Below are 18,731 nucleotides of genomic sequence, written 5' to 3'. Positions count from 1 at the left end.
AATTTTAATTGAAACATTTTAATATAGAGGACCTACATAATATGCCTAGTAGGTATAGAGCTCATTTAATTAATAGTTGTACGGGTTACAAATCTGCAAATCTTTTAGGGTCTAAATCGAACACAGGCAATTCTAATTTAGCCATTTTTAATTCTGTTGTTCATATAGGTAGTACACCGCCAATGTTAGGTTTTATCCTTAGACCTTTAACGGTAAAAAGGAACACCTATTCCAATTTTAAGGAAACAGGGTTTTTCACAGTTAATCAAATTAATAAAGATATCATTGAAGATGCCCATCATACATCCGCTAGTTACGAAGTTGATATCTCAGAATTTTCTAAAACCAATTTAACAGAATCATATTTAGATAACTTTCTAGCTCCTTACGTAAAGGAAAGTGCTATTAAATTAGGGTGTAGCTATGTTAATCAATATGAAATAAAAGAGAATGGCTGTCTTCTTATTATTGGAGCCATTGAGCATATTTATTTGCCAGATAATATTCTTAAAGAAGATGGCTGGTTACAATTAGACAAAACAAGCGGTGTTGCGGTTAATGGTTTGGACGCTTATGCATTACCTGCTCTTTTAGGCAGATTTGGGTATGCCAAGCCTAATGAACCAACTAAAACTATATTGTAAGTGGCCCATAAAAAAGTAAATATAGCTACCAAAATATGCATTACTTGCAAGAAACCATTTGCATGGCGAAAAAAATGGGAGCGTAATTGGGACGAAGTAAAATATTGTGGTGAAAAATGTAGACGCAACAAACTCAAAAATAAAACTGATGAATAATTTAATTTGGTTTAGAAACGATTTAAGAGTGCAAGACAATTCTTCTATTGTAGAAGCTATGAAAGGTACTAAAGCTATTGCATTTTATTGTTTTGAGTCTGTGTTTTTTGAAAGAGATGAATTCGGATTTAAAAGAACCGAAAAATATAGAGCCAAATTTTTACTAGAAACTGTTACACAGTTACAGGAAGAACTAGCAAAAATCAACATTCCATTATACATATATTACGGCACATCAGCTGATTTTTTACCAAACCTCATTGAAACTCAAAATATTGATACTGTTTTTTTACAAAAAGAATGGACCAGAGATGAACAAGTTATCCTCAATAATGTAAAATCTAAATTATCATCTACTATTAAATTCACTGAAGTTTACGACCAGTTTCTATTTCATCCTAACGACATCCCCTATCACGACTTCAATTCTATACCGTATATTTTTACAAATTTCCGAAAAAAATGCGAGGCACATTGTTCTGTAAGACCTTTAAAAAATATCTCTTCAAAAATGCCTCAAGAAAATCTCATAGGCTTTGAAAATACCATGCCAACATTAAAAGATTTAGGCTTTGAAGAAATTTTGCCTCACCAAAAATCAGCATTCCCTTTTAAAGGTGGAGAGCTAGAAGCTTTAGCGCGTATTCAAGATTATTTTTGGGAAACAAAAAAACTAGCTTTTTATAAGAAAACAAGAAACGGATTAATTGGTGCCGATTATAGTTCTAAACTATCTGCTTGGTTAGCTAACGGTAGTATATCACCTAGAACGATTTACTGGGAAGTGAAAAAATTTGAAAAGGAAATAACCAAAAATCAAAATACTTATTGGTTGATTTTTGAGCTTATCTGGCGTGATTATTTCAAATATGTATCCCTAAAATACCAAGATTCTATATTTCATATTGACGGTATATTACAAAAATCATACTCCTGGAAAACAGACTCATCACATAGAAACAATTGGATAAATGGTACAACTAAAGAGTCGTTTGTAAATGCCAATATGAGAGAGCTTTTACAAACGGGATGGATGAGTAATAGAGGTAGACAAAATGTTGCCAGTTACTGGTCTAAAGAACTTGAACAAGATTGGCGTATAGGAGCCGCCTATTTTGAAAGTATGTTGATTGATTATGATGTACATAGTAACTGGGGAAATTGGATTTACAATAGTGGTGTCGGTAATGATCCCAGAGATAGAAAATTTAATATTAAACTACAAGCAGAACGATACGATGCCTCTGGAACATACCAACGTATGTGGCTACAAAACACCTTATTTTAAATCTATAATAGTAAAAACATATGAAAACTGTACGTTTAATTTTAGGTGATCAATTAAATCAAAATCATTCTTGGTTTAACTCTGTAGATGATGAAATTATATACTTGATGGCAGAAATGCGTCAAGAAACCGACTATGTAAAACACCATATACAAAAAGTAGTTGCGTTCTTTTTAGCAATGCGTAATTTTAAAGATGACATGTCTGCAAAAGGGCATCAATTTATATACTATACTCTCAACGATAAAAATAACCTACAACAGCTAGACAAAATTATTTCAAAAGTTATTGAAGAAAATAATGCTAAAAATTTTGAATATCAGTTGCCAGATGAATTTAGGCTTGATCAGCAACTTCAACAAATTTGTAGTTCACTACAGGTAACATCTTCGCATTATGATACGGAACATTTTTATACTACAAGATTTGAACTGAAAGAATTTTACCAAGGTAAAAAACAAATGGTTATGGAGAGCTTTTATCGTATGATGCGTAAAAAGCATGGAATAATGATGAATAGTGATCAACCTGAAGGTGGTAAATGGAATTATGATAAAAGTAACCGAAACAAATGGAAAGGTCAACCTAGTATTCCGCATGAAAAAGAATTTATTAAAAATGTTGAAGACATTATCCAAGAGCTTACTAAAAGTAACGTAGAAACAATTGGGGTTATTAATCCAAGAACATTTGCCTGGCCAGTAACTAATAAAGAATGCATAAGTACTTTGGATTATTTCTGTAATGAACTCTTACCTTATTTTGGCGATTACCAAGATGCAATGCATGACGATGAAAAATTCCTATTTCACTCGCGATTATCATTTGCCATGAATACCAAAATCATATCTCCCAAAGAAGTAATAGATACAGTTTTAGACCATTATTATGAAAATTCTAAAGAAATTGAAATATCGCAAGTAGAAGGATTTGTACGGCAAATTTTGGGCTGGCGAGAATATATGCGTGGTATTTACTGGAAAGAAATGCCTGACTATCAACACTTAAATAAGTTAAATAATAAAAATAAATTACCAAATTTCTTTTGGACAGGCGAAACCAAAATGAATTGTTTACAAAAAGCAATTGGTCAAAGTTTAGATTCTAGCTATGCCCACCACATTCAGCGACTTATGGTCATTGGTAATTTTGCTTTATTGACACAAATTGACCCAGATGAAGTAGACAAATGGTATTTAGGTGTATACATTGATGCTATTGAATGGGTAGAAATTACCAACACAAGAGGAATGAGCCAATTTGCAGATGGTGGAATCGTTGCTACAAAACCCTATGTTAGTAGCGCAAATTATATTAATAAAATGAGTAGCTACTGCGGTAATTGTCATTATAGCCATACTAAAAAAATTGGTGAAAACGCATGTCCCTTTAATTCACTTTATTGGAATTTTTTAGCAGATAAAAAAGAGCATTTTAAAGACAATCAACGCATGAATATGATGATGGCGTTATTAAATAAAATGGACGGAAACAAACTAGCAGAAATTCAAAAAAGAGCTGCCTCAATAATTGAAAATTTGGATGCTTTTTAAAACATTTTGTAAATAAAATTAAATGCAAAAAAGTGATTAAAACTTTTCTATACTCACTTAAATAAACAGCACATTTTATAAAATTTTTCATCTATTAAAACACCTTTTTGTAGGAAAGAATAGATGTTCTTATTTTCACCCAAATTCTACAAGCAATTGAAAGAGAATTGTGTCTTTATTTATTGTATAAAACCACGGTTATACGTTGTATACGCTGATTTTACCGATAAAGTGCAATTACATTAATTTCCACCTCTTTGACAACTATTTTAACAGTCTACAACAATTTCAGAAAAAGTATTTAATCTATAATTTGTAATTACAATAGCAATAAACTAACAACTATATATTTATATATAACTGATAATCAATAAGTTATATTTTACTTTAACTATATCCAATAAATACGATATTAATAACCTAAGAAAAGGACTACAAAGAAACCACCACAGGTTTACCTTACTTCACAACAAGAATTAAATATCCGAAATATATCAGCGTTATTTTGCCACTGTATGTTCATCGACGAATAACATCGTGTGGACTATAAAATTTAGATTTTGGACAGATAGGCGCTAATTTTGTATTCGAATTAGATCCCAAATCTGTTCAAAAAATTTTTCTTAACCTGCTAATCGATAATGCTTTGCAAAAAATTGCATTCATTTTAAGTAAGGTTAAGTAATAAAATAAAGAATTAAACTTAACCATTAATATGAAGTCAATTTACACTTCTAAAAGTATTCTCCCCCAATACAGAAATCAAAAAGCTACATATCCTATATATAGATTGTATGAGACATCCTCATTTTGTTTTGGAATCAATCATATAATTAATCCGTGTAAGAAAGAAAACAGTGGTTCCCAAATTGACCTTACCTCTACTATTGTAAAAAACATGTTTTCAGCCAACATTGACTTTTCTCAACAGAAGATAGTTAATCGATATTCAAATATTTCAAACAGTACATTTTCAACTAATACAAAGAATCAATAATGAAGAATTCTACTTTCATAAAATCGACAATGTTGTTATTTGTCATGTGGTTCTTTTTTGGATCTACAGATGTATTGGCACAGACCTTTTCTATTTCTGACGCAAGTGCGAACGAAGGGTCTAATATGACATTTACAGTTACTTCTAGCAGTCCGCTTTTAGGTAACTATACATTTGACGTAATCTATACAGATGGTACTGCAATAGCTGCTGATTATTCTGGAGCTACTTCGATAACCCTCGATTTCTTTTTCAATACAACCTCTACTTTTACCGTTGCAGCATTGAATGATGATTGGGTAGAAGCAACTCAACAAGAGTTTACTCTTACGTTAAGTGATCCATCTAGTACATATTCATTTTCAGATGCTACGGGTATAGGTACAGTTATAGATACCGATGTTGCCTATGTTATTGGTAGCAATTATGATATTACAGAAGGTGGAGAAATACAGTATGCCTTAACCTTGTCTAATGGTATTAATTCTGGTGGTCAACAATATGTTGGTATTGAAGATGCCTATAATGTAGACTTTTCGATTGAAACCAATCCTGGTTCCACAAGTTCAGCTAGTGATGGATCAGATTTTAATTCGTTCAATACCACAGTTACTTTCCCGACAGGTTCTATTGCAGGTACAGAAATAATTATTCCTATACCTACTATTGACAATACTATAGTTGAACCATCTGAAGAATTTTGGGGCGTTAAATCAAGAAATGCTGCAGAAACTACAAAATATGGTGCTACACCATCTAGGGTGAGTATCAATACTGAAAATTCTGCATTACGTATTCACGACAATGATGTCGCTACTATTAATTTAAGTAATACAACAGAATTAGAATCGGTAGGTAATGCTAGAATAGTTTTTACTCTAAGTGGTGAGGTTCAAGACAATTTTAGAATTAATTATGCTACTGCAGACCATACGGCAACCCAACCTTCAGATTATGACTCTAATACAGGATTCTTAAATTTCAACGGTTCTAACGGTCAAAATTTTCAACGTAATTTTAGTATAATAGATGATACCGTTATTGAGTCTACTGAATATTTCACGGTGGTGCCGTCTTACTCACCAGATGCGAATGCAATGACCAACTTTGTTCCTCAAAACATTGTTTTTGTTGCTAATGAAGGGGAAATTACCATTACAGATGATGATTTAGATACCGATTTTGACGGAGTTAACGATTTAGTAGATGAGGATGATGATAATGATGGAATTACAGATATTAACGAAGGTAGTGGAGATTCTGACAGAGATACAATCATAGATAGTTTAGATTCCGATTCTGATAACGATGGATGTCCTGATGCTGTAGAAGCTGGTCATTCTGATCCAGATGATGACGGATACTTAGGCACTTCTCCTTTATCTGTTAATTCAACTGGACTAGTTATTGGTCAAGGTGGCTATACTGGTACAGATAGTAAAGTAACTACGGCTTTTCAAACAGTTAGTATAACATTACAACCAACTGATAAAGTTGCAAATTTAGGCGACACCGTAACATATACAACAGCCGTTAATGGAACTGGACTTACTTACCAATGGGAAGTTAGTGCGGATAATGGTACTACTTGGACTGCTATTTCAAATGGAGGAATATACTCAGGTGCAAATACTACTGCTTTAGTTTTGACTACTATTTCTAGTACAGATAGTGGAAACCAATATCGTTTCGGTGCATTTGATAGTGAAAACTTATGTACTCCATATACTTATACTAACGAAGTGGATCTTTTTATTAGACCCAATGTGGCAATTGCAGATGCATCTACCGCAGAAGGAACAGACTTAGATTTTGCCGTTACACTTTCACATGCAGTGAATGAGGTGGTAACTTTTGATTTATTGTATACTGATATTACTACCCTACCTACTGACTATACAGCTTTATCTAGCTTTACGGTTCCAAGTAATACATTAAACACAAGTATTTTAATACCTGCACTTGACGACTCTATTATTGAAGGAGATGAGACTTTTACCCTAGGTATGACCAATGGTTCTACCAATGCCGGTAACATAACGGATACAGCAACAGGTACAATAACAAATATAAATTTACCTACAGCAGGTGACGGAGTATCCATTGCCGATTTTTCTGTAAACGAAAATATTGGTACGGTAAATTTTGTGTTGACGTATACAGGACCTACTGTTCAAAATGCCTTTACGGTAGATTATATCATAACTGATGTTACCACTACCTCAACTTCAGATTATAATGTAAACCTTACCGGTCAGGTAACTTTCCCTGCAGGTACTGCAAATGGCGATACACGACCTATATTATTGGCTATTACAGATGATACGGTTATTGAAGGTGATGAAAGCTTAACAGTGCAGATATCAAATATTTCAAATAGTCTTTTAAGTATTGTAGATGCCGATGCCACAGGTACAATAATAGATAATGACACTAGCCCTACTACAGGACTATCTGTTGCAGATATTAATTTCAACGAATCTACTGCGTCGTCTAATTTTATTATTAGCTATAATGGAGGTAATGTAAAAACCGGTTTTACTGTTGACTATACAATTACTAACGGAACTGCAATCTCCGGTACTGATTATAATGCGGTTCTTACTGGACAAGTAACATTTCCTAACGGAACTACTAATGGTGCCACTCAATTGGTAAACGTAGACATCATTGACGACCTTATCATAGAAGGTAGTGAAACCTTAAATATTGAATTATCCAATCTTTCAACGACACTTATCAACTTAGTAGATCCTAACGGTATTGGTACTATTATAGATAATGATACTAAAACCGCTACAACAGGTTTATCGGTTGCTGATTTTACAGTTGATGAAGCTATTGGTACTACTAATTTTGTAATAACCTATAATGGTGCTGATTTACAAAACTCATTTACGGTAGACTATAATATTACTGATGGTACTGCAAATGCTAGTACAGATTTTAGCGGAGCTCCTACCCTATCTGGTCAAATAACCTTTCCTGCCGGAACTACTACTGGAGATCAGCAAAATGTTAGTCTTAATATAGTGGATGATAGCATAATTGAAAGCAATGAAAATCTCAACTTTCAATTATCCAACCTTTCAACAACATTAATTAATCTAGTTGATGCTACCGCAATTGGTACTATTACAGATAATGATATTAAAACCGCTACAACAGGTTTAAGTGCTTCTGACTTCTCTGTAAATGAGTCTGCTGGCAGTACAAATTTCTTAATCACTTATAATGGAAATGAAGTACAGTCTAGTTTCACTGTAGATTATAGCATAACAGATGGTACTGCCACATCTGGCAAAGATTACAATATTGCTTTGTCAACTGGTCAATTAACTTTTCCAGCTGGTACTACAAATGGTAGCCAGCAATCGGTTTCCGTTAATATTTTAGAAGATACTTTTATTGAAGCAACAGAAGACTTAAATATTCAATTATCAAACCTATCTACTACGCTAATAAATATAGTAGACCCAACAGGTACTGGTACAATTACCGATAATGACAACACCCCAACTAGCGGAATTGATTTTCAGAACGCTACTGTTACTTTAAGTGAAGGAGATCCAGAGGACAATGTTAATGCAACATTCGTAGTTGAATTTAATGGCGATATTGACACTGGTGAAACTATTGAGGTAGATTACTTTGTAAATAATGGTACTGCTGCAAATGCAACAGATTTTACACCTAGCCCAACTGTACAAACATTGACTTTTACCAATGCTATTAAGACAGGAAATATTGTTGTTCCTATTATTAGTGACAACACCATTGAAAATGAAGAAGATTTCTTTGTAAATCTTGTGGCCATACGTTCTTCTGTAGGCATCAACTTATTGAACAACCAAGCAACTGGAATCATTACAGATGATGATGGCGGTTCTCTTTCTGTTACCGGATTTACTATTGTAGAGCAAACCAATGCAATTAATTTTGATGTTACTTATAGCGGTGATAGGGTAACTGGTGGTTTTACGGTGGACTATTCAATTGTAGATATTACAACTTCTGAAGGTATCGATTACACGGTAGCTTCTGCTACTGGAGTATTGAATTTTACAGGTGTAGATAACGAAGTACGTTCAGTGCAAATAAATATTATTGGTGATGATTTCATTGAAAATAATGAGAATTTAAGCATTGTAATTGCCAACCCTTCCATTCCTGAAATAAACATTACGAATACCGATGCTATTGGAATTATAACCAATGATGATTCTGGTAGTATTGCTGTTACAGGTTTTACAGAAGATGAATTTAATGTTACTGCAAATTTTGAAGCTACCTATACCGGTAATCCTATAAATGGCGGATTTACAGCTTCATATGAAATTACAGATAATACCACAACAGCGGGTAGCGATTACTCAGTTGCATCTCAAACTGGTACTCTAAACTTTTCAGGTACAACAGGAGAAGTATTACAGGTTCCTGTAAATATTATTCAAGATGCTATAATTGAAGGAAATGAATCATTACGTATTACCATAACTTCAATTTCTCCAAATTTAATTACGGCATCTAACCCAACTGCATTAGGAAATATTACCGATATTAATCACCTACCAACAGCTGTAGATGACTCTTTTGTAGTATTCCAAAATCAGGCTTCTGCAAATATTACTGTTCTTGCAAACGATGATTATGGTTTTGACGGACCAGCATCGACTAATCCTTTACAGATAGTTAACAACCCAATAAACGGTACGGTAACTCTTAGAAATAATGGAACTCCTACTGATGCTACAGATGATTATTTTGAATATCAACCTAGTCCTTCATTCAACGGAAACGACTCGTTTAGATATAAAATAGTTGATTCCAATGGTTCTGAAGACGAAGCTGTTGTAAACATCTTTGTAAATGATACTAACCTTAAAAAGGATTTTGAAATTCGTTATTCTGGTAGTATCAATGGAGATTTCACCATGATTGCCAACAATGTACTTTCTAGAAACGCAACGGGTAATTATAACGGTGAAGCTGGTAACCATGATTTCAATAACAATGTGTTTGTTGATATTGATTCCGATCCAACTACGTTCAACTCTACCAATTCAAATTTAGCCAACCCAGAGCCTTCTTTAAGTTGTTTAAATATTAAGAAAGCATATTTATATTGGGCAGCCGCTGATAAGGAATATGACGGCACAACAGGTGGTGGTGCTACAGAGCCGACTTGGAACTATAATCAAGTAAAATTGATGTTGCCTGGTCAATCTTCATACACAACAGTTTCTGCAGATGAGGTTATCTATAGAGGTCGTAATGATCATTTCCAAAATGACCCATACGTTTGTATTAAAGATATTACTGATGATATCAATGCGCTTTCAACTCCTTTTGGTTCTTACCAAGTTGGTAACGTAAAAGCTACTGAGAGAGATTTACGCTCTCATGGTATTGCAAATGTAACTGGTACTTCCGGTGGATGGCAAATTGTTTTTGTCTATGAAAATGTTTCATTAGACCCTAAGAACATTACATTATACGATGGGTATGTACATACTTTTGCTTCTGATGGTGCTGGTGAAACCGAGTTTAACTTTAGCGGTTTCGAGACTATACCAAACGGGAATATTAATGCTAATGTAATGTTAGGTGCTTTAGAAGGTGACCGCGACCTTACTGGTGATCAGCTATTAATTTACGACGCTAGCAACAATTGGTCTAAACTTTCTACTACATTAAGGGATGAAGATAACTTCTTCAATAGCCGAATTACCATAGATGGATTAAATTATGTGGATAGAAATGCTGCCAGTACCAATACCTTAGGTTTTGATGCTACTGTGTTTCCTTTAGCAAATACAGCTAATAGATATATAGATAACGATCAAACTTTTGCCCGTTTTAAAATTACAACGGATCAAGAATCTTACGGTCTTTATTTAATGGGTATGAGCGTTGATGTCTACTACCCAAGTTTAGGTGCCTTAAGTTTAAATGCAAATACTACTGGTCCTTTTAATGCTGGTGATATTGTACCATTAACTTTAAATGTTTCCAATACTGGTAACGATGATATTCAAGACCTTGAAATAACTACTATTTTACCAATTGAAGCTGATTTCTCTGGGGTTGGAACATTACCTTCTGGTGTAACACATTCATATGACCCAACTACTAGAACCTTAACCTTTACAGCTCAAGATGGTTTTACCAATATGGGTGAAAATTATGATATTGATTTTGATATAGAAATTATTGAGGCATGTTATTTTTTAGAGACAGCTTGTACAGCAAGTTTTGAATTACAAGCGACTGCAACTTATAGTGGTGTTACCAATGGAGATACTATTACTACCAATAGCTCTTCCTCTACAGATTCTTGTGGTATCGGTACACATACACCAACGGTAATTGATGTGCAGCAACCACCACAGGTAAATTGGTCTACTGCACCAAATGCCTTAGATAGAACAATTTCTTGTGATGATATCGCTGGGCTAAATAATGCAAATTCTTTAGTTCCTGCATCGGCTTCTTGTAATTTCACATTGAATAAAACAGCTGGTAGCTTTGTACAATCTGGAGCTTGTACTACAGAGGGTACATATACCAATACTTGGACATTTACAGATGCTTGTGGTAGGGTAAGTTCTACTTTCACTCAAGTAATCACTATAGAAGATGATAAAGCGCCAACTTTTAATGAGTCTCTACCGCAAGATTCATATGCAGCTCATGATAATATTCCTGTAGCGCCAATACTTTCTGCAAATGATAATTGTGATTCTAATTCAACAGTTATTTTCAACGAAACATATATTGGTGATAATACAAGTACTTCATATACTATAGTTAGAAATTGGACAACGAATGATTGCGCAGGTAATAGCACAAGCCATACTCAGTATATTTATGTAAGTGAAAATGGCAATCCAATTGGTATTAGTATCAATGATGTTACTGTTAATGAAGACGCTGGCACTGCCGTTCTTGAAATAACCCATACAGGTTCTGTTTCTGGTGGTTTTACCTTAAATTATACTACTGCAGATGATACGGCTATACAACCAGGCGATTACGTTTCTACTTCAAACACTGTTTCTTTTTCAGGAACAAATAATGAAATCAGACTAGTTACTATAACTATTAATGATGATAACTTAATAGAAACTACAGAGCAGTTATTAGTACAATTATCAAGTGGAACCAATACTCCTTCCATTAATGACAATGAGGGAGTAGCGACTATTACCGATAACGATAATGTTTCAGGTAGTACGGGTGTATCTTTTGCTGACGATAATGTTATTGTTACCGAAGGTACTGATACCTACGCTAGATTTGTAGCTACGTTCACCGGTAACATTGCACCAGGAGAAACGGTAACCGTAGACTATGCAACGGCTAATGGCACTGCAATTGAACCTGGAGATTATACTACTTTTACAGGTACAGTAACTTTCGACAGCACTACCAATTCTGTAAACATAGATGTGCCAATTATTGATGATAATATAATTGAACCAGTAGAAGATTTTACTATTACCTTGTCTAATATACAGTCTAATATAAACGTTGGTTTCTTTGATGCGCAACCAACAAATACTGCTACAGGTACTATTAATGACAATGATAACATACCGGGAACAACTGGTATATCGTTCCAAAATGATAATATTACTATTGACGAGGCAGAAGGTACAGCTACAATAAATGTTTTGCTAACCGGTAATGTTCAAGGCGGATTCACTTTAGACTTTGCAACTTCTGACAATACTGCAATTCAACCAGATGATTATACTTCAAACAATGGTCAATTAACCTTTGTAGGTACTGACGGAGAAATACTCCCTATAACTGTTTCAATTATAGATGATAGTATTATTGAGGTAACCGAAGGTTTATTTGTTGACCTTTCTAATCTATCAACTATTTTGATTGCTATTAACGACAATCAAGGGAATATCAATATCACAGATAATGATAGCTTGGCGGGTACAGGTATCTCTTTCCAAAACGATGATATTACCATTAATGAAGCAGATGGTACAGCTACTATAAATGTTCTACTAACTGGAAATGTTCAAGGCGGATTCACATTAGACTACGCTACAGCAGACGATTCTGCAATTGAACCTGGTGATTATATTAGTAATACCGGTCAATTAACTTTCGCAGGTACTGATGGCGAAGTACAACCTGTAACCGTTACTATTAATGATGATACCATTATAGAGGCTACAGAAAGATTATTTGTAAATCTTTCTAACCTATCCACTTCATTGATTACCATTAACGACAATCAAGGAAACATCAACATCAACGATAATGATAATATACCAGGTACAACAGGTATTTCATTTGAAAATGATGATATTACAGTAGATGAAGCAGCAGGTACGGCCACTATCAATGTATTACTGACTGGGAACGTACAAGGCGGATTTACGTTAGATTATGCTACTGATGACGATACTGCTATACAGCCTGGGGATTATACCTCAACGTCTGGTCAATTGACTTTCGCTGGAAATGATGGAGAAATTCACCCTGTGACCGTATTAATAATTGATGATTCTGTTATTGAAGCTACGGAAAGGTTGTTTGTTAATCTATCTAACCTATCAACTACTTTGATTGCCATTAATGACACTCAAGGGAACATCAATATTACAGATAATGATAATGTTGCAGGTACGGGTATAACTTTCCAAAATGATGATATTACCGTAGATGAGGCAGCGGGGACTGTAACGGTTAATGTATTATTGACCGGTGATGTACAAGGTGGTTTCACCTTAGATTATACTACTAGTGATGATACAGCTCTTCAACCAAGTGATTATACAACTAGTGCAGGTCAATTGACTTTTGCTGGTACAGATGGTGAATTACAACCTATTACCGTCACAATTATTGACGATAGCGCAATTGAGACTATAGAGAGATTATTCGTAAATCTTTCTAACCTTTCAACCACATTGATTAGCATAAACGATAATCAAGCAAACGTTAATATCACCGATAACGATAACATACCGGGCACAACGGGTATTGCTTTCGAAAATGATAATATTACGGTAGACGAAGCAGCAGGCACAGCAACTATCAATGTTCAATTAACTGGTAATGTTCCTGGTGGATTCACTTTAGATTATACTACTAGTGATGATACAGCGGTACATCCTGGGGATTACACGCCTATTAGCGGACAATTAACTTTCAATGGTAATGATGGTGAGCTACAACCTATCACCGTTACAATTATAGATGATAATAGTATTGAAGCTACCGAGCGTTTATTTATAGACATCTCTAACCTATCTACAACCTTAATCGTTATCAACGATAACCAAGGCAATATCAATATCACCGATAATGATAACATACCGGGTACAACAGGTATCTCATTCCAAAATGATGACATCACTGTTGATGAGGCAGCGGGTACTGCAACTATTAATGTATTGCTAACCGGAAACGTTCAAGGTGGGTTCACCTTAGATTATACGACAACTGATGATTCTGCGGTTCAACCAGGTGATTATACCACCAATATAGGGCAACTGACTTTCGCTGGTACAGATGGAGAATTACAACCTATAACCGTATCCATTATAGATGATAATAGTATTGAAGCTACTGAAAGACTATTTATAGATTTATCAAACTTGTCGACTACGTTAATAGCGATAAACGACAATCAAGGTAATATCAATATTACCGATAATGACAACATACCTGGTACAACCGGAATTTCATTTGAAAATGATAATATCATTGTAGATGAAGCTGCAGGTACGGCCACAATAAATGTTTTACTAACCGGAAATGTTCAAAGCGGATTTACCCTTGATTATACTTCTACTGATGATACTGCTGTACAACCAGGAGATTACACCACAAGTATAGGTCAGTTAACATTTAATGGTACAGATGGTGAAATTCATCCAATTACGGTAAGTATTATTGATGATAATTTAATTGAAACAACAGAACGACTATTTATAGATCTTTCTAACTTGTCTACAACATTGATTGCCATTAATGATAATCAAGGTAATATCAATATCACAGATAATGACAATATACCTGGCACAACAGGTATAGCGTTTGAAAATGATAATATAACTGTTGATGAAGCTGCGGGTACAGCAACTATTAATGTTCAATTAACCGGTAATGTACCTGGCGGATTTACTGTAGATTTTGCTACAGCAGATGGTTCTGCAATAGCTCCAGGCGATTATACTGGCAACTCAGGTCAATTGACCTTCGCTGGAACCGATGGAGAATTGCAACCTATTACGGTTACCATTATCGATGATAATTTTATCGAAGCGACTGAAGCGCTTTTGGTTAACTTATCAAATTTATCTACCACATTAATAGGTATTAACGATAATCAAGGTAATATCAATATCACGGATAATGATAACATACCTGGTGTTTCCGGTATTTCATTCGAAAATGATGATATAACCGTTGATGAAGCTGCAGGTACAGCTACAATAAATGTATTATTAACTGGTAATGTTCAAGGCGGATTCACTTTAGACTATACCACCAATGATGATACTGCTGTTCAACCTAGCGATTATACTACCGATGCAGGTCAACTGACTTTTGCTGGTACAGATGGGGAAATTCATCCCGTTACAGTTACAATCATAGATGATAATGTTATTGAAGCAACGGAAAGATTGTTTGTAGACCTATCTAACCTGTCTACCACGTTAATTGCCATAAACGATAACCAAGGTAATATCAATATCACAGATAATGATAACATACCTGGTGTTACTGGTATTTCATTTGAAAATGATGATATTACTGTTGATGAAGCTGCGGGTACGGCAACTATCAATGTTTTATTGACCGGAAACGTACAAGGCGGATTCACTTTAGATTATACGACTACTAATGATTCTGCAATAGCACCTGGTGATTATTCCACTAATTCAGGTCAGTTAACATTTGCCGGTACAGATGGTGAAATACACCCTATTACGATAAGTATAATTGATGATTCTCTAATAGAATTTACTGAAAGTCTATTTGTGGATCTTTCTAACCTGTCTACTACTTTAATTGCCATTAATGACAATCAAGGGGTAATTAATATTACAGATAACGATAGTGACCCATCACTGTATGGTGTTCAGTTTGATGTTACTTCTGTTGACGTTAATGAAGATGCAGGTACTGTTTCTCTTGATGTAGTTCTAAATGCGCAAGTTCAAGATGAGTTTACGGTAGAATATTATACCGTTGATGGTACTACTATAGAAGGTAGTGACTATACCGGTGTTCCTCAAAACACACAGACTTTGACATTTGGCGGAACAAATTCCAATACACAAACTATAGTTATTCCAATTATTGATGATGTCTTGATTGAATTTACCGAGAATTTTGAAGTAATTCTTGAAAATATTTCTTCTCCTATTGTTGGTATTCTTGCCAATGATACGGCAACGGTAAACATTATCGATAACGATGCTGACCCATCGGTTTACGGTGTTGCTTTTGATGTTACTTCAGTTGATGTAAACGAAGATGCAGGTACGGTTTCTCTTGATGTTGTCCTTAACGCGCAAGTTCAAGATGAGTTTACGGTAGAATATTATACGGTTGATGTAACTACTTTAGAAGGTAGTGATTATACCGGTATTCTTCAAAATACGCAGACTTTGACATTTGGTGGAACAAATTCCAATACGCAGACAATAGTTATTCCTATTATAGATGATGTGTTAATTGAGTATACAGAGAACTTCCAAGTAATTTTGGAAAATATTTCTTCTCCTATTGTTGGTATTCTTGCAAATGATACGGCAACGGTAAACATTATTGATAATGATAGCGATCCATCACTTTACGGAGTACAATTTGATTTTACTTCAATTGATGTAAACGAAGATTCGGGTACAGTTTCTCTTGATGTTGTTCTTAATGCGCAAGTTCAAGATGAGTTTACGGTAGAATATTATACGGTTGACGGTACTACCATAGAAGGTAGTGATTATACCGGTGTTCCTCAAAATACGCAGACTTTGACATTTGGTGGAACAAATTCCAATACACAGACAATCGTTATTCCGATTATCGATGATGTATTAATTGAGTACACAGAAGATTTCCAAGTAATTTTGGAGAACATCTCTACTCCTATTGTTGGTATTCTTGCAAATGATACGGCAACGGTAAACATTATTGATAACGATAGTGACCCGTCATTATATGGTGTGCAGTTTGATACTACTTCGATCGAGGTAAATGAAGACGCTGGTACCGTTACTCTTAATGTGGTACTAAATGCTCAAGTTCAAGATGAATTTACTGTAGAATACTATACTATAGATGGCTCTACAATAGAAGGGAGCGATTACACTGGTGTTCCTCGTAATACACAAACCTTGACGTTTGGCGGCACAAATTCTAATACTCAGACAATCGTTATTCCGATTATTGATGATATTATTATTGAAGATTCAGAAACGTTCAATGTAATTCTTGAGAACATATCAAGTCCTATCGTAGGTATTTTATCAGACAATATTGCTACCGTAACCATTATCGATAATGATGGTAATGAAGGTTGGCCAATAGATGAAACTATGGAGGCTTGTGATTCAATTCCTGATGCTTTTGTAATTACTTCAGATAGCACTTGTGCCATTACAGTTGATTTAGAAGAATTGATTCAAGGTCAAGATGATGAATGTGCAACAGAATATACGATTACTAGAACATGGACTATTACTGATTGTGTTGGTAATGTACGTACACATACTCAAGTAATAACCATAGAAGATACAGTTGCACCGACATTTACAGAGGCGCTACCACAAGATATGACGGTAGAATGTAATATGGTGCCAGATGCTGCTACACTGACGGCATCTGATTCTTGTGAGCCGGATATTGAAGTAACTTTTGAAGAAACAATTACAAATGATGAAAACTGCGCTCTTGGTTATACGGTAACCAGAACATGGACCGCTACTGATTGTGCCGGTAATACTACAGAACATACACAAGTAATTACTGTAGAACCTACAGGACCAATTATGAGTCAGCCTTACGAGAGTGAGATTACCATTATTTGTGGTGATGATATACCTGAGGTTCCAGAAATGTTATTTACAGGTGGGTGTGGTAATTTTGATGTTGTATTTAATGAAGAAAGACAACAAGCAGATGATTCTGATGATTACATGATTATTAGGTCTTGGAACGTAACTGACTCTTGTGGAAACACAGCTTCTTTTGAACAGATCATATTTGTTCTTCAACCACAATTACAAGAAATTACTATTAATATTTGTATTGAAGAAGAGCGAATTGACTTGTTAAATTATTTACCTGTCGATTTTGATCGCAATGGTACATTTATGATTCTTGAAGGCGATGTAGTATTAGAGCAAAACTATTTTGACCCTATGAACCATGAGCCTGGCGAGTATAAAATTGCCTACAGTTCTACCGAAGGCACTTGTAAGTACTATGTTGACTTTACCGTAATTGTAGATACAGAATGTGTACCATGCGGAAGAGGTGATATTATTATCTCTAAAGCAGTTACAGCGAATGGCGATGGTGTTAATGATTTCTTTGAAATAAAAGGTGTAGAGTATTGTGCCTTTAGTTTTGATGTTATGATTTTTAACCGTTGGGGTACTAAAATTGCTGAGGTTCAAGATTATCAAAATGACTGGGGCGGTGAATCTCCCGATGGTTCTTTTGGACAATCTGGTATGTTGCCAACAGGTACATATTATTATATTATTACTGCTACCGATAAAAATACAGGTACTATTTTAGAACCATTTAATGGGTATATCTACCTAGGTACTAATTAAAATTGAAATATATAATTGAAAATGCCTCATCATAAATATGGTGAGGTTTTTTTTCTTCTCTACCAGCATTTTTTTTGACATAAACTACTATACACAAGTCTTTTAGATTCTCAATTTAGTTCGTCCGAAAAACACATCAATTGAACGAAAATGCTGTTTCAGAACGAATAATATGGGGTGTCAGCCGTTATTTTTCATATCCTTCAAAAGAGCAATTAAGTTTGTAAATAATAAGATAACCTACTTATACATTAACATACTAGCCCAAAA

The 18,731-nt window shown here is 34.6% G+C and carries 5 protein-coding genes; all 5 read left to right on the top strand.

Going from position 1 to position 18,731, the window contains the following annotated elements:
- Positions 1-8: 8 nt before the first annotated feature.
- The 5 genes from BM296_RS18785 (at position 9) to BM296_RS18765 (ending at position 18,461) form a co-directional block, all read left to right on the top strand.
- Positions 9-644, top strand: coding sequence for a flavin reductase family protein (locus BM296_RS18785; protein WP_245787056.1), 636 nt, complete (start codon positions 9-11; stop codon positions 642-644).
- Positions 645-800, top strand: a complete 156-nt coding sequence (locus BM296_RS18780; RefSeq protein ID WP_091905666.1) for a DUF2256 domain-containing protein — start codon at positions 645-647, stop codon at positions 798-800. It abuts the gene before it with no gap.
- Positions 793-2,088 carry a DASH family cryptochrome gene (locus BM296_RS18775; RefSeq protein ID WP_091905664.1) on the top strand — a complete coding sequence of 432 codons (1,296 nt, stop codon included), beginning with the start codon at positions 793-795 and terminating at the stop codon, positions 2,086-2,088. Before BM296_RS18780 ends, BM296_RS18775 begins: the two co-directional genes overlap by 8 nt.
- Before the next feature lie 20 nt (positions 2,089-2,108).
- A complete protein-coding gene (locus BM296_RS18770) occupies positions 2,109-3,641 on the top strand; it encodes a cryptochrome/photolyase family protein (RefSeq protein ID WP_091905661.1) in 1,533 nt (510 codons plus the stop codon).
- A gap of 996 nt (positions 3,642-4,637) precedes the next feature.
- Entirely contained in the window at positions 4,638-18,461 is a 13,824-nt protein-coding gene (locus BM296_RS18765; RefSeq protein WP_091905658.1) for a Calx-beta domain-containing protein, read from the top strand.
- The last annotated feature ends 270 nt before the right edge of the window (positions 18,462-18,731 follow it).

The organism is Maribacter stanieri (assembly GCF_900112245.1).
Lineage (GTDB): Bacteria > Bacteroidota > Bacteroidia > Flavobacteriales > Flavobacteriaceae > Maribacter > Maribacter stanieri.
The sequence above is the reverse complement of the archived record's forward strand: the minus strand, read 5'-3'. Positions and strand labels throughout refer to the sequence as shown.